The 13,466-nt window shown below is 57.9% G+C and carries 18 protein-coding genes; 11 read left to right on the top strand and 7 right to left on the bottom strand.

The features are described from left to right. Positions 1-12: 12 nt before the first annotated feature. Both ALTER154_RS04850 and ALTER154_RS04845 read right to left on the bottom strand, forming a co-directional pair. Positions 13-447, bottom strand: a complete 435-nt coding sequence (locus ALTER154_RS04850; protein ID WP_090249171.1) for a VOC family protein — start codon at positions 445-447, stop codon at positions 13-15. A gap of 30 nt (positions 448-477) precedes the next feature. Then, on the bottom strand, positions 478-1,140 hold the full coding sequence (locus ALTER154_RS04845) for a YciC family protein (RefSeq protein WP_160085474.1): 663 nt from the start codon (positions 1,138-1,140) through the stop codon (positions 478-480). A 133-nt stretch (positions 1,141-1,273) separates the two neighbouring features. On the opposite strand from ALTER154_RS04845, the gene ALTER154_RS04840 reads away from it, so the two are divergent. The 3 genes from ALTER154_RS04840 (at position 1,274) to ALTER154_RS04830 (ending at position 2,666) form a co-directional block, all read left to right on the top strand. Then, positions 1,274-1,753 (top strand): NYN domain-containing protein, encoded by a 480-nt coding sequence (locus ALTER154_RS04840; RefSeq protein ID WP_108489414.1) that lies wholly within the window; start codon positions 1,274-1,276, stop codon positions 1,751-1,753. A 3-nt stretch (positions 1,754-1,756) separates the two neighbouring features. Then, on the top strand, positions 1,757-2,383 hold the full coding sequence (locus tag ALTER154_RS04835) for a PolC-type DNA polymerase III (protein WP_160085473.1): 627 nt from the start codon (positions 1,757-1,759) through the stop codon (positions 2,381-2,383). A gap of 106 nt (positions 2,384-2,489) precedes the next feature. Further along, on the top strand, positions 2,490-2,666 hold the full coding sequence (locus ALTER154_RS04830) for a DUF6435 family protein (protein ID WP_143003799.1): 177 nt from the start codon (positions 2,490-2,492) through the stop codon (positions 2,664-2,666). 62 nt (positions 2,667-2,728) lie between these two features. Here ALTER154_RS04830 and ALTER154_RS04825 read toward each other — a convergent pair whose 3' ends face one another. Next, positions 2,729-3,694, bottom strand: a complete 966-nt coding sequence (locus ALTER154_RS04825; protein WP_160085472.1) for a hypothetical protein — start codon at positions 3,692-3,694, stop codon at positions 2,729-2,731. Between the two features lie 119 nt (positions 3,695-3,813). Next, on the bottom strand, positions 3,814-4,719 hold the full coding sequence (locus tag ALTER154_RS04820; protein ID WP_167144274.1) for a GlxA family transcriptional regulator: 906 nt from the start codon (positions 4,717-4,719) through the stop codon (positions 3,814-3,816). Positions 4,720-4,959: 240 nt separating this feature from the next. Between ALTER154_RS04820 and ALTER154_RS04815 the strand changes: the two genes are divergently transcribed. Next, complete coding sequence (locus ALTER154_RS04815; RefSeq protein WP_160085471.1) at positions 4,960-6,096, top strand: acyl-CoA dehydrogenase family protein; 1,137 nt, start codon at positions 4,960-4,962, stop codon at positions 6,094-6,096. Between the two features lie 58 nt (positions 6,097-6,154). Here the strand turns inward: ALTER154_RS04815 and ALTER154_RS04810 are convergent, their stop codons facing one another. Continuing rightward, positions 6,155-7,192, bottom strand: coding sequence for an NADP(H)-dependent aldo-keto reductase (locus ALTER154_RS04810; protein ID WP_160085470.1), 1,038 nt, complete (start codon positions 7,190-7,192; stop codon positions 6,155-6,157). A 249-nt stretch (positions 7,193-7,441) separates the two neighbouring features. Between ALTER154_RS04810 and rplM the strand changes: the two genes are divergently transcribed. The 7 genes from rplM (at position 7,442) to ALTER154_RS04775 (ending at position 12,253) form a co-directional block, all read left to right on the top strand. Continuing rightward, complete coding sequence (gene rplM / locus ALTER154_RS04805; RefSeq protein ID WP_090249152.1) at positions 7,442-7,870, top strand: 50S ribosomal protein L13; 429 nt, start codon at positions 7,442-7,444, stop codon at positions 7,868-7,870. 14 nt (positions 7,871-7,884) lie between these two features. After that, on the top strand, positions 7,885-8,277 hold the full coding sequence (rpsI, locus tag ALTER154_RS04800; protein WP_090249150.1) for a 30S ribosomal protein S9: 393 nt from the start codon (positions 7,885-7,887) through the stop codon (positions 8,275-8,277). Between the two features lie 256 nt (positions 8,278-8,533). Continuing rightward, positions 8,534-9,127, top strand: a complete 594-nt coding sequence (gene petA / locus ALTER154_RS04795) for a ubiquinol-cytochrome c reductase iron-sulfur subunit (protein ID WP_160085469.1) — start codon at positions 8,534-8,536, stop codon at positions 9,125-9,127. Beyond that, on the top strand, positions 9,127-10,338 hold the full coding sequence (locus tag ALTER154_RS04790) for a cytochrome bc complex cytochrome b subunit (protein ID WP_160090018.1): 1,212 nt from the start codon (positions 9,127-9,129) through the stop codon (positions 10,336-10,338). The genes petA and ALTER154_RS04790 overlap by 1 nt, the downstream gene beginning before the upstream one ends. Beyond that, positions 10,338-11,117 (top strand): cytochrome c1, encoded by a 780-nt coding sequence (locus tag ALTER154_RS04785; RefSeq protein ID WP_160085468.1) that lies wholly within the window; start codon positions 10,338-10,340, stop codon positions 11,115-11,117. Before ALTER154_RS04790 ends, ALTER154_RS04785 begins: the two co-directional genes overlap by 1 nt. An 89-nt stretch (positions 11,118-11,206) precedes the next feature. Continuing rightward, entirely contained in the window at positions 11,207-11,824 is a 618-nt protein-coding gene (locus ALTER154_RS04780; RefSeq protein ID WP_160085467.1) for a glutathione S-transferase N-terminal domain-containing protein, read from the top strand. Positions 11,825-11,839: 15 nt separating this feature from the next. Beyond that, entirely contained in the window at positions 11,840-12,253 is a 414-nt protein-coding gene (locus ALTER154_RS04775) for a ClpXP protease specificity-enhancing factor (RefSeq protein WP_160085466.1), read from the top strand. Between the two features lie 65 nt (positions 12,254-12,318). Here the strand turns inward: ALTER154_RS04775 and ALTER154_RS04770 are convergent, their stop codons facing one another. Both ALTER154_RS04770 and ALTER154_RS04765 read right to left on the bottom strand, forming a co-directional pair. Beyond that, on the bottom strand, positions 12,319-12,852 hold the full coding sequence (locus ALTER154_RS04770) for a BON domain-containing protein (RefSeq protein ID WP_160085465.1): 534 nt from the start codon (positions 12,850-12,852) through the stop codon (positions 12,319-12,321). Next, on the bottom strand, positions 12,849-13,442 hold the full coding sequence (locus tag ALTER154_RS04765) for a phosphoheptose isomerase (protein ID WP_090249136.1): 594 nt from the start codon (positions 13,440-13,442) through the stop codon (positions 12,849-12,851). Before ALTER154_RS04765 ends, ALTER154_RS04770 begins: the two co-directional genes overlap by 4 nt. Positions 13,443-13,466 lie beyond the last annotated feature (24 nt).

Genomic DNA, 13,466 nt, shown 5'->3' with positions numbered 1-13,466 from the left:
CAGCCTCAGCCATCAATGTTCGTGTGGCTCGATATACACCTCGTAGATCATTTCCAGATCCCAGAACGCTGCTTCGATCTTGTGGCCATCCAGATCGCGAACAAAGCAGCCGTAATAGGGCTCGCCATATTCTGCGCGAGGGCCGGGAGCGCCTTCATCGCTGGCGCCAGCTTCCAGGGCTGCCTGGTAGAAATCGTGCACGGCGGCCTTGTTCGATGCGACAAAGCCGAAGTGGCTGCCATTGCCAATACTTGCTGGTTTGCCGTTGATCGGCGTCTGCACCCAGAACTCCGGGTATTCGCGGCCATAGGCGACAGCGCCGGGGTGGGCGAGTACGCGCTTGCAGCCGAGGGTGGCGAGCACCTGATCGTAGAAGGCGGTGGCCTTGTCGAATTGATTGGTGCCTATGGAGATATGCGAAAGGATGCTCGGGTTGGCGTCAGCCATGGCTCTGTCCTCCTTGAGTGTTGCTGGCGTTCACTCGACTTCGGGCTGGGCGCTGCGCAGCATAAATAGACGAAACAGCACGACGCTTGAGAATAGTTGTAAAAAGCGACTTGCGCAGTCGAGCAGCAGGCTCGCTAGGGCGTTGTCGGCCAAGACCTCGTTGGAGTGACTCCAGCCGTCGAGCAGCCACAGCGGCAGCATGACAATCAGGATGCAACCGAGCATAGGCCAGAAGTAACCGCTGCTCAGTTGGAAGCTCTCGTGCAGCGCCTTCATCGGGCTCAGACCGCGCAACACCAGCAGGTACTCGGCAAACGCCAGTTTGACCATCAGCCAGATTCCCGGTAGCACGAACAGCGATGCGCCGAGCAGAATCGCCAAGGTATTGAGGCCTGCCAGCAGAGCAAAACTTGGCCACAGCCGTAGGCTGGCTGCGAGCAGATCGCGAGCGCGCGGCTGCTGGCCTTGGCTGCGTGCGTCGAGGAATAAAATCAGCGCGGCGCTATATAACGGGTAGAACAGCAAACCGGCGAGCAGGCGCCAGAGGGTGGCGGATTCGGCATCCACCAGGCTGGTGACCTGCTGCAGCAACAAGCCTTCGAGCACGATCAACGGCAGGCACAGGCGGGCAATCGCCAACAGGTTATGGCTGAAGAAATACCAGGAGTCGCGCAGAGCGGAGGTCATATTCATGGTGGGCGCGTGTTGAGTCTGAGAGTCGCCACTCTAGCCGATTGCCCCAGGCGCTCCAATTTATGCCGGCTTTGCTAGTGCCTTGCTTCTGGCATACTGCCCGGCGCTTATTGCCCTGCCATGAGGATTACCGGTGAAGAAGATCGCCGTATTCGCCGATGTACAGAACCTCTATTACACCGTGCGCCAGGCCTATGGTTGCCATTTCAACTACGCCGCGCTGTGGGCCGATATCAGCCAGCATGGGCAGATTGTCGAAGCTTATGCCTACGCTATCGACCGAGGCGATCAGAAGCAGCAGCAGTTTCAGCAGATCCTGCGCAACCTCGGCTTTACCGTAAAACTCAAACCCTTTATCCAGCGCAGTGACGGCTCGGCCAAGGGTGATTGGGATGTCGGCATCACCATCGACATCATGGACGCTGCGCCGCGCGTCGATGAAGTGGTGTTGGCCTCCGGTGATGGCGACTTCGACCTGCTGCTGGATAAGATTCGCGGCAGTTATGGCGTTGAGGCGGTGGCCTATGGCGTGCCAGGTCTGACCGCGCAATCGCTGGTGCGTGCGGCCAGTCGCTACGTGCCGATCGACGGCGCACTGCTGCTGAGAAACTGAGCAATGCTTGCCGACTCCATCGCCGTACTCGACTTTGAAACCACTGGCATGTCGCCGGCCCAGCAGGCGCGTGCCACCGAAATCGGTGTGGTAATCGTCGAGGGTGGGCAGATCGTTGCGCGCTACCAGAGCCTGATGAACAGCGGTGCCTGGGTGCCGCCGTTTATCGAGCAGCTCACCGGCATCAGCAACGCCATGTTGCGCACCGCACCGCCTGCCGCGCAGGTTATGCAGGAAGTGGCCGAGTTTGTCGGTGATCGTCCGTTGCTGGCGCATAACGCCAGTTTCGACCAGAAGTTCTGGGACGCCGAGCTGGGACTGATTCGCCGTCGACGTGTGCAGCCGTTTGCCTGTTCTTTATTGCTGTCGCGTCGTCTGTTACCGATGGCGCCGAGCCACAAGCTGGGCAATCTCAACCAGTGGATTGGTCTACCCGATACTGGCAAGGCGCACCGTGCGCTGGCCGATGCGGAAATGGCGGCCAATCTGACCTGCTTCATGGCGGCGTTGCTGCGCGAGCGCCATGGCATTGCCGAGATTTCCCATGAGCTGCTGTGCAACCTGCAGCGGGTGCCCGCCGCGAAGATGTCGCTGGCGTTGCAGAAAATCCGTGATCACGCCTTTGGCTGACGATGCTTTTAGCGGCTTGTTACATCTGCGTCTCAACCATGGCGCGTGGCTGAATTAAGCTGGACAGGCACCTATCCGGGGCTCTTTGTCGACAGAGGCACACAGCATGTTCGGTTTGTTTAAAAGCGATCCCGCCAAGAAACTACGCAAGCAATACAGTGCCAAGTTGGAAGAGGCAATGCAGGCGCAGCGTAACGGTGATATCCGCAGCTATTCGATGCTGACGGAAGAAGCGCAGGCGTTGTGGGCGCAGTTGGAGCCCCTGGAGCGGGCCAAGCAATAAGTTGCCGATGCAAAAATCAAAAAAGGCTGCCATCAGGCAGCCTTTTTGCGTTTCAGTGGGGCTTAGTTTTGCGCCAGCTTCTGCTCGTATTGGGCGAGCATTTTCTGTGCGTGAGCCACTTCCAGGGCTTCCATGGCGTTGATCGGCTTGATCGCTACTGCGCGCTTGAGGTGTTGCAGTGCCTTGTCCTGCTCGTCGTCACCGTACACATAGGTCAGGGCGTTGGCGTATTCGTAATGGCCGATGGGCAGGTTGTCCTGGGCTTTGAAGCTGCGGCTGAAATACTTCTCCATATTGTCGGCGCTGACGCCGTAGGTCATACGCCCGACCATCTTGCCGACCTTGCGGATCACTCCAGCCTCATAGCCGCCATACAGGGCCAGAGCGAATGGCTGTTGCGGGTGTTTAGCCAGCAGGGCTTTCAGCTCTTCGGGGATCTGCGAGGTGTAGCCGCGCTTGAGCACTACAGGCACCGCCAGCTCTTCGCCCAGGCGCGCCTTGGCGTACACCCGGCCGAATTGCGCCACCGTATCGGCCTGAACCAGCTCGCCGGCCTGGTCGGTGTAAGTGATCACCTCTTCCAGCAGCTTGTGCTTCTCGGCCTGGTCGGGCACCAGGAACATGGCATACACCACCTGGGCAAACATCGCCGGGATCTGCCCGCCAACACCCAAGGCTAGGCCCTGTTGCTTGGCCTCGGCGAAATCACCACGGAACATCAACCGCCAGACATCCTGCAGCTTGGCCGCGTAAACCTCGGCTTCTTCCGGCTTGCCAGTGAAGCCGGTGTTTGCCAGCACGGTTTTTTCCAGCGCCTGAGGGTGCGTGGTGGCCATGGTCACCACCCAGTCGGCGTCGGGGAAGGGGTAGTCGGCGCCGAAGCCGCGAGTCAGTTGCGGCCACGCCTGGCGCAACTTGTCGCCTGAGTAGTCGTAGGCGCTTTGGTCGTAGGGGAAGGGTTTCCAGTTGTCAGCGGCGACAGCGCTGAAGCTGCAGGCGGCAAGTAAGGCGATAAGTGTGCGGCGCATGGCGATGACCTGATTGTTGTAGGTATGCGCCGATCATAGAGTGCTGCCGCCCGCGCCCCACCCATCCAAGGATGAGTTGCGCGGTTTTTCAGTGCGTTGAGCCTGCTGCTGTGCCGATCTTAAGCATGGCTGTCCTTGTGCTGGAACTGTCGGCGGTACTGGTTGGGTGACAGTTCCGTGTGCTGACGGAACAAACGGGCGAAGAAGCTGGCATCGTCGTAACCCACTTCATAGCTGATGGTCTTGATGCTTTTGCGGGTGGCGCTGAGCAGACCTTTGGCGGTTTCGATACGCAGGCGTTGCAGGTAGTGCAGCGGCTTGTCGCCGGTGGCGGTTTGGAAACGGCGCATAAAGTTACGGATGCTCATGCCGTGCTCGCGGGCGACATCTTCGAAGCGGAACTTGTCGGCGAAGTGATCTTCCAGCCATTGCTGGATCTGCAGGATGGTCATGTCGTGGTGCAGCTTCTGCCCGCCAAAGCCGATGCGGCCGGGGGCGTAGTTGCGTTGCACTTCATACAGAATGTCGCGGGCCACACCCTGGGCCACGCTGGCGCCGCAGAAACGTTCGATCAGGTAGATATACAGGTCACAGGCGGAGGTCACACCGCCGGCGCAATACAGGTTGTCAGCGTCCGACAGGTGCTTTTCCTGGTTTAGCAGTACCTTGGGGAAGCGCTCGGCAAACTCGTTGAAGAAGCGCCAATAGGTGGTCGCTTCCTTACCGTCGAGTAGGCCGGCCTGGGCCATCCAGAACACCCCGGTGGCTTCGCCGCAGATTGCGCTGCCGGCGGCATGGCGCTGTTTCAGCCAGCTGAGCACTTGCGGGTGGCGCTGGCACAGGGCGTCGAAGTCATCCCAGAAGGCCGGCAGGATAATCACGTCGGCATCTGCCAGTGCGCCGTCGACCGGGATCAGCACATCACTGAAGCTGCGCACGGGCTTGCCGTCCGGGCTGACTAGATGGATTTCAAAGGTCGGCGTCAGGCCTCGGCCCTGCTGTTTGCCGTAGCGCAGACTGGCCATGTGGAAGAAGTCTTTGGCCTGCATCAGGGTCGAGGCAAACACACCCTCGGTTGCAAGAATGCTGACACGGTGCAGCGGCGCTGGTGACGGATTCGGCATATATATTGTTCTTATTAAGGCTAAGTGGTCATGAGCTGGCTGGATCGTCTTATTTTTTGGCGCTTGTGTCCAGTGTGACCAAGCGTTTGCTTGGCTAAAGTCGAGGCCACTTTAAAACCGCTCTATCAAGCAGGTGTTGCCATGATCCCTAGAACGATTTTCAGCTCCGAACACGAACAGTTTCGCGACAGCGTGCGCAAGTTCCTTGAGCAGGAAGCCGTGCCTTTCCACCATCAATGGGAAAAGGATGGGCATATCGACCGTGCGCTGTGGAACAAGGCGGGGGAGGCGGGAATGCTCTGCTCGCATATCCCGGAAGAGTACGGTGGCATGGCCGCGGATTTTCTCTACAGCACCGTGGTGATCGAGGAAGTCGGCCGCCTGGGCCTGACCGGTATCGGTTTCTCCCTGCATTCGGACATCGTCGCCCCCTACATCCTGCATTACGGCAGCGAAGCGCAGAAACAGCATTACCTGCCAAAACTGGTGTCTGGCGAGATGGTCACTGCCATCGCCATGACCGAGCCCGGTGCCGGCTCCGACCTGCAAGGCGTAAAAACTACCGCCGTGCTGGATGGTGATGAGTATGTGATCAACGGCTCGAAGACCTTTATCACCAACGGTTTTCTCGCTGATTTGGTAATCGTGGTGGCCAAGACCGATCCGAAGGCTGGCGCCAAGGGCACGAGCCTGTTCCTGGTCGAGGCTAATACACCGGGCTTCTCCAAAGGCAAGCGCCTGGAAAAAGTCGGCATGAAGGCCCAGGACACCTCCGAGCTGTTCTTCCAAGATGTGCGCGTACCGAAGGATAATCTGCTGGGCCAAGCCGGCATGGGCTTCGCCTATTTAATGCAAGAGCTGCCGCAGGAGCGTCTGACCGTCGGTGTCGGCGCCTTGTCCTCGGCCGAGGCGGCGCTGCAGTGGACCCTGGAGTACACCCGCGAGCGCAAAGCGTTCGGCAAGGCAATTGGTGACTTTCAGAATACCCGCTTCAAATTGGCCGAGATGGCCACGGAGATTCAGGTGGGTCGGGTGTTTGTTGATCGCTGCCTGGAATTGCACCTGAACAAGAAGCTGGATGTGCCGACCGCCGCCATGCTCAAGTACTGGGGCACTGACCTGCAGTGCAAGGTGCTGGATGAGTGTGTGCAGTTGCACGGTGGCTACGGCTATATGTGGGAGTACCCGGTGGCGCGTGCCTGGGCCGATGCACGGGTGCAGCGCATCTACGCCGGCACCAACGAGATCATGAAAGAGATCATCGCCCGCTCGCTGTGATCAAACGTTGAATAAAAAGCCCGGCTATTGCCGGGCTTTTTTATGTCGTTGCTATTGGTCAGGGGGCTGGGTTGGGCTGGGCTTTGTGAATCGCCTCGATGCCAGCCAGTACCTCGGCAGAGAGTGTCAGTTCGCTGCTGGCCAGGTTGCTGTCCAGCTGCTCCAGGCTGGTCGCGCCGATGATGTTGCTGGTGACGAAGGGTTGCGCGGTGACAAAGGCCAAGGCCATCTGGGCTGAATCCAGGCCATGCTCACGCGCCAGGGCGACATAGCGTGCGCAGGCGGTTTCCGATTCCGGGTTGGTGTAGCGGGTGAAGCGGCTAAACAGGCTGATTCGCGCATTGGCCGGACGCGCGCCTTCAGCGTATTTGCCGGAGAGCATGCCGAAGGCCAGGGGTGAGTAGGCCAGCAGGCCGCATTGTTCGCGGATGGCGATTTCTGCAAGGCCCACTTCGAAGCTGCGGTTGAGCAGGTTGTAGGGGTTCTGGATCGATACGCTGCGCGGCCAGCCACGTTGTTCGGCCAGCTGCAGGAACTTCATGGTGCCCCAGGGCGTTTCATTGGACAGGCCGATATGCCGGATCTTGCCGGCCTTGACCTGTTCATCCAGCGCTTCGAGAGTTTCCTCCAGTGGCGTGTATTCGCTGTCCTGGTGGCGATAACCAAGCTGACCGAAGAAATTGGTCGGGCGTTCCGGCCAGTGCAGTTGGTAGAGGTCGATCCAGTCGGTTTGCAGGCGTTTTAGGCTGGCATCCAGCGCTTGGGCGATATGCGCGCGGTTGTGTTTGAGCTGACCGTCGCGGATATAGCCGATGCCATTGCCAGGGCCGGCGATCTTGCTGGCCAGCACCCAGTCGGCACGATCGCCACGCTGTTTGAAGTACTCACCGATGATTTGTTCGGTCTTGCTGTAGGTTTCGGCGCGTGGCGGTACCGGGTACATCTCGGCGGTATCGATGAAATTTACCCCGTAGGCCTTGGCGCGTTCGATCTGGGCGAAGCCCTCGCTAGAGCTGTTCTGTTCGCCCCAGGTCATGGTGCCCAGGCACAGGCTGCTGACCTTGAGATCGGTGCGGCCGAGTTGACGGTAATCCATTGCTAGCTCCTTGAGAAAAGCGGGTCGGCATAATCGTGTTGAAATTCTCCGCGCAATCTGCATAATTGCGCACCTCTTTCTGCAGTGGAAGTGATGCGCCGCCTGCCGAAGAATCTTGCCGTATTACGGACGCGCTGACCCGAGCCCCCGATAGCGCCTGTTTTCGGCTGCCTTTGACTTGTCAAAGTACGCACTATTCAGTAAGATCCGCCGTCTTATTTATCAGGGCGGCCCCTGAGGCTATAAAGAATGAAAACTTTTACTGCTAAACCGGAAACAGTTAAGCGCGACTGGTTTGTCGTCGACGCTGCAGGTCAGACCCTGGGTCGTCTGGCTACCGAAGTTGCAAGCCGTCTGCGTGGCAAGCACAAGCCTGAATACACTCCGCACGTTGATACCGGTGACTACATCGTCATCATCAACGCTGAGCAGATTCGCGTTACCGGTGCCAAGACCACTGACAAGATGTACTACTCCCACTCCGGTTTCCCGGGCGGCATCAAGTCGATCAACTTCGAGAAGCTGATCGCTAAGGCCCCTGAGCGCGTGATCGAGACCGCGGTTAAAGGCATGCTGCCGAAGAACCCGCTGGGTCGCGACATGTATCGTAAGCTGAAAGTGTATGCGGGCGCTGCTCACCCCCACACTGCTCAGCAGCCCCAAGAACTGAAGTTTTAACGGAATAGTTCATTATGTCGGCGACTCAAAATTACGGCACTGGCCGTCGCAAGACTGCAACCGCTCGCGTTTTCCTGCGTGCGGGCACTGGCAAAATCTCCATCAACAATCGCACTCTTGATGGTTTCTTCGGTCGCGAAACTGCCCGCATGGTAGTTCGTCAGCCGCTGGAACTGGTTGAGATGACCGAGAAGTTCGATATCTTCGTTACCGTAATCGGTGGCGGTGTAAGTGGTCAGGCTGGCGCAATCCGCCACGGCATCACTCGCGCCCTGATGGACTACGACGAAGCTCTGCGTCCTGCACTGCGTAAAGCTGGCTTCGTGACTCGCGACGCCCGTGAAGTTGAGCGTAAGAAGGTTGGTCTGCGTAAAGCGCGTAAGCGTCCGCAGTACTCCAAGCGTTAATTCGCTACCTGCGTTCACGAAAACGCCCAGTTTCCTTTCGGAGCTGGGCGTTTTTTGTGGGCGATTATTTGCTCTGCGGCATCATGCCGCATCCGTGCACGCCGTGATTTGTAAGGGGTTGAGTCCGCTCTGGCTGGGTAATTACCTTGTCAGTAGAGGGGCTTTTCTTTACCATTTGGCAAATTTTTTGCGCGACTCGATTTTTACCTAGTATAGGCCTGACCAACAGGCCATAAAGCTGATGGGAGACGACTGAATGAGCAATGACGGCGTGAATGCAGGCCGGCGTCGCTTTCTAGTAGCGGCCACCTCTGTGGTGGGCGCTGCAGGAGCGGTGGGTGCCGCGGTCCCGTTCGTAGGGTCCTGGTTCCCAAGCGCCAAGGCTAAAGCTGCCGGAGCACCCGTGAAGGTGAACGTCAGCAAAATTGAGCCTGGCCAGCAGATGGTTGCTGAATGGCGGGGGCAGCCGGTGTTTATCGTGCGCCGTACCGAGGAAATCCTCAGTAACTTGGTGAAAATCGAGGGCCAGCTGGCTGACTTCGATTCCAAGGCGTCTGAGCAGCCAAGTTATGTCGATCCGAAAACCCGCTCGATCAAGCCGGAAGTGCTGTTGCTGGTAGGTCTGTGCACCCATCTGGGTTGTGCACCGTCTTTCCGTCCGGAAGTTGCACCTGCTGATCTGGGTGCTGACTGGGTTGGTGGTTACTTCTGCCCCTGCCACGGTTCTCGCTATGACCTGGCTGGCCGCGTGTACAAGGCTCAGCCTGCGCCCATGAACCTGCCGGTGCCGCCGCACACGTATGAGTCGGATGATGTGATCATCATCGGTGTGGATCAGGAGAAAGCATGATGAGCAAATTCATGGAATGGGTCGATGCGCGCTTTCCCGCGACCAAAATGTGGGAAGACCATCTCTCCAAGTATTACGCGCCAAAGAACTTCAACTTCTTCTACTTTTTCGGCTCCCTGGCACTGCTGGTGCTGGTTAATCAGATCGTTACAGGCGTCTGGCTGACCATGAGTTACACGCCTTCGGCTGAACAGGCATTTGCCTCGGTCGAGTACATCATGCGTGACGTGGAGTACGGCTGGATCTTGCGCTACCTGCACTCCACCGGAGCTTCAGCGTTTTTCGTGGTGGTGTACCTGCACATGTTCCGCGGCCTGCTCTACGGTTCCTATCAGAAACCGCGTGAGCTGGTGTGGATCTTCGGCATGCTGATCTACCTGATGCTGATGGCAGAAGCCTTTATGGGCTACCTGCTGCCGTGGGGCCAGATGTCCTACTGGGGTGCCCAGGTAATCATCTCGCTGTTCGGTGCCATCCCAGTGATCGGTGCGGACCTGACTCAGTGGATTCGCGGTGACTACCTGATTTCCGGGATCACGCTGAACCGCTTCTTCGCCCTGCACGTGGTGGCCCTGCCGATTGTGATTCTCGGTCTGGTGGTGCTGCACATTCTGGCGTTGCACGAAGTTGGCTCGAACAACCCAGACGGCGTTGATATCAAGAAGAATAAAGACGAGAACGGCATTCCGCTCGACGGCATCGCCTTCCACCCTTACTACACCGTGAAAGACATCGTCGGTGTGGTGGTGTTCCTGTTTATCTTCTGCTTCGTGATCTTCTTCTTCCCGGAAATGGGTGGTTATTTCCTCGAGAAGCCGAACTTCGAAGCCGCTAACCCATTCAAGACGCCTGAGCACATTGCTCCTGTTTGGTACTTCACTCCGTTCTACGCGATTCTGCGTGCGGTGCCTGACAAGCTGCTGGGTGTAATTGCCATGGGTGCGGCTATTGCAGTGCTGTTCGTGCTGCCGTGGCTGGATCGTAGCCCGGTTAAATCGATGCGCTACAAGGGCTGGATGAGCAAGGTCTGGTTGCTGATCTTCTGTGTGTCTTTCGTGATTCTGGGTGTGCTGGGTGTACTGGCGCCGACACCAGGCCGTACGTTGCTGTCGCAGGTTTGTACCTTCCTGTACTTCGCGTACTTCATCCTGATGCCGTTCTATACCAAACTCGAGAAGACCAAACCGGTTCCGGAAAGGGTGACTGGCTGATGAAAAAGCTATTTGCTGCACTCGTAATTGCTGCAATGCCGGCCCTGGCTCTGGGTGCTGGTAGTGGTTATCCACTGGATAAAGTGGAAATCGACCTGACCGATAAAGCAGCCATGCAAGATGGTGCGCGTACCTTCGCGAACTACTGCATGGGTTGCCATTCTGCGCAATACCAGCGCTATGAGCGTGTTGCAGACGACTTGGGCGTTCCGCATGAAGTCATGCTGAACAACCTGGTGTTTACCGGCGCGAAGATTGGCGAGCACATGAACATCGGGATGAAGCCAGCCGATGCTAAATCTTGGTTTGGTGCTGCTCCGCCGGATCTGACTCTGGTTGCGCGTGTGCGTGGCAATGACTGGTTGTACACCTACCTGCGCACGTTCTATGAAGATCCTGCGCGTCCGCTGGGTGCTAACAACAAGGTGTTCCCAAACGTCGGTATGCCGAACGTGCTCGTGGGCCTGCAGGGTCGCCAGTACATCGGTTGCAAGCAGGTTCAAGTGGTCGAAGACGGCAAGAAGATGTTCGATCCACTGACTGGCACGCCGATTACTCATGAAGCCTGCGACCAGCTGACCATCGAGCCGAAAACGGGTGCGTTGAGTCCGGAGGAGTTCGACGAGAAGATCCAGAACTTGGTGACCTTCCTCGCTTACTCGGCTAACCCGGTCAAACTGAAAAGTCAGCGCATCGGCACCTACGTGCTGCTGTATCTTGCCTTCTTCTTCGTATTCGCCTATCTGCTCAAGCGCGAGTACTGGAAGGACGTGCATTAATCCGTTGCATCTCCGCTGTTGACCTGCGCGCCCCTTTGGGCGCGCAGGTCTTTCTGCTTCACATAACTTTATAAGCGAGGAGGACCGCCATGGGCGTGACCAATCGGTTGGCCTGTTACTCCGACCCCGCCGACCACTATTCCCACCGCGTACGTATTGTGCTCGCCGAGAAGGGTGTAAGCGCCGAGATCATCAGTGTCGAAAAAGGTCGTTATCCGGCCAAGCTGCTTGAGGTTAACCCTTATGCCAGCCTGCCGACCTTGGTGGACCGCGATTTGGCACTGTATGAGTCGACAGTGGTAATGGAATATTTGGATGAGCGCTACCCGCATCCACCATTGTTGCCGGTGTACCCGGTTGCGCGTGCCAATAGCCGTCTGTTGATCCATCGCATTCAGCGTGACTGGTGCGCGCAAGTGGATCTGATCCTCGATTCGCGCAGCAAAGAGCCGGCCCGTGCCCTGGCGCGCAAGGAGCTGCGCGAGAGCCTGACAGGGGTGTCGCCGCTGTTTGCCGACAAGGCTTACTTCCTCAGTGATGAGTTGAGTTTGGTGGACTGCTGTCTGCTGCCGATTCTTTGGCGTTTGCCGATTCTGGGGATAGAGTTGCCAAAGCCGGCCAAGCCTTTGCTGGACTACATGGATCGTCAGTTTGCTCGTGAAGCGTTCCAGGTCAGTCTGTCGCCTGTCGAACGTGATATGCGTTAACCCGAGGAGGTAGTGATGAAGTCGAGTCGTCCTTATCTGGTTCGTGCCCTCTATGAGTGGATCGTGGACAACGACTGCACCCCGCATTTACTGGTCAATGCCGAATTTGCCGGTGTGCAAGTGCCTACCGGCTTTGCCAGCGATGGTCAGATAGTCCTGAATGTCTCGCCGACCGCCGTGCGCAATTTGCACATGGATAATGAGGCCGTGAGCTTTGAGGGGCGTTTTTCCGGCGTGCCGCAAAGCCTGTATATCCCTGCGGCTGCGGTACTGGCGATTTATGCGCGGGAGAATGGTCAGGGCATGGTATTTGATGCCGAGTCGCCGATGCTTGAGGGTGGCGAGATCGACGATCCGGATGAGCAAAGCCCTCCGGATGATGAGCCGCCACGCCCCAGCGGCAGGCCCAGTCTTAAAGTGGTTAAGTAAATATAAAAAAGGCGATCCGAGGATCGCCTTTTTTATTGCTGCTATTCAGTTCGGCTGTAGAGCGATCAGTTGGTGTACTCGAACAGCTTCACAACTTTCTGCACCCCAGAGACGCTCTGCACCAGGTTGGTGGCATGACTGGCTTCCGCCTGCGAGACCAGGCCGAGCATGTAGACGATGCCATTTTCGGTGATCACCTTGATGCGTGTGCCTGGCACGGCGCTGTCCGCCAGCATTTGGGTTTTGATTCGGCTGGTCAGCAATGAGTCATTGCTGCGTACAAGAAGAGAGGTGGGCTGCAGGACCTGCAGTTCGTTGTGCACCTTTTTCACATTGCCGACTCGGCGAGCAGCTTGCTCAGCCATGCCTTTGAGCTCGTTGCGCGGTGTCTGGCCGGCCAGGAGCACCACACCGTTGTAGCTGGTGACGATGATGTGTGAGGTCGGGCTGGTCAGGTCGATGTGCGCGCGTGCCACGCTGGAGCTGACTTCCGAGGGAATAAACTGGTCATCGATCTTGTTGCCGACGCTGCGATTGCCGCAGCCGGCCAGCGCAAGGGTCAGCGCCAAAGCGGCGAGGATTAATGGTGAGCGGGTCATTCTTCACTCCCAAACAGTTGGCTGTCGATCAGGTCGCACAGGCAGTGGATGGCCAGCAAGTGGACTTCCTGAATGCGTGCGGTGACTTTTGAAGGTACGCGGATTTCCACGTCTTCCGGCAGCAACAGTGACGCCATGCCGCCGCCATCGCGACCGGTGAGGGCCACCACGGTCATCTCGCGGTCGTGAGCGGCTTGGATGGCCTGGATCACGTTTGCAGAGTTGCCGCTGGTAGAAATTGCCAGCAGCACGTCGCCTGGCTGACCGAGTGCGCGAATCTGCTTGGAGAACACCTCGTTGTAGCTGTAATCGTTGGCGATCGAGGTGATGGTCGAGCTGTCAGTGGTCAGTGCGATGGCCGGCAGGCTTGGGCGTTCACGCTCGAAGCGGTTGAGCAGTTCCGAGGAAAAGTGCTGGGCATCGCCGGCTGAGCCGCCGTTACCGCAGGAGAGGATCTTGCCTTCGCTCAGCAGTGCCTGAACCATGGCCTGGCTGCCCTGCTCGATGAAGGGGATGAGCACTTCCATGGCCTGCTGCTTGGTTTCAATGCTGGCTTGGAACAGATGGCGAATACGGGCTTGCATGTCCATTAGGGGTCTAACCTTCAGTGTGGC

This window comes from Pseudomonas sp. 9AZ (genome assembly GCF_902506525.1).
Classification (GTDB): Bacteria; Pseudomonadota; Gammaproteobacteria; order Pseudomonadales; family Pseudomonadaceae; genus Aquipseudomonas; species Aquipseudomonas peli.
The sequence above is the reverse complement of the archived record's forward strand: the minus strand, read 5'-3'. Positions and strand labels throughout refer to the sequence as shown.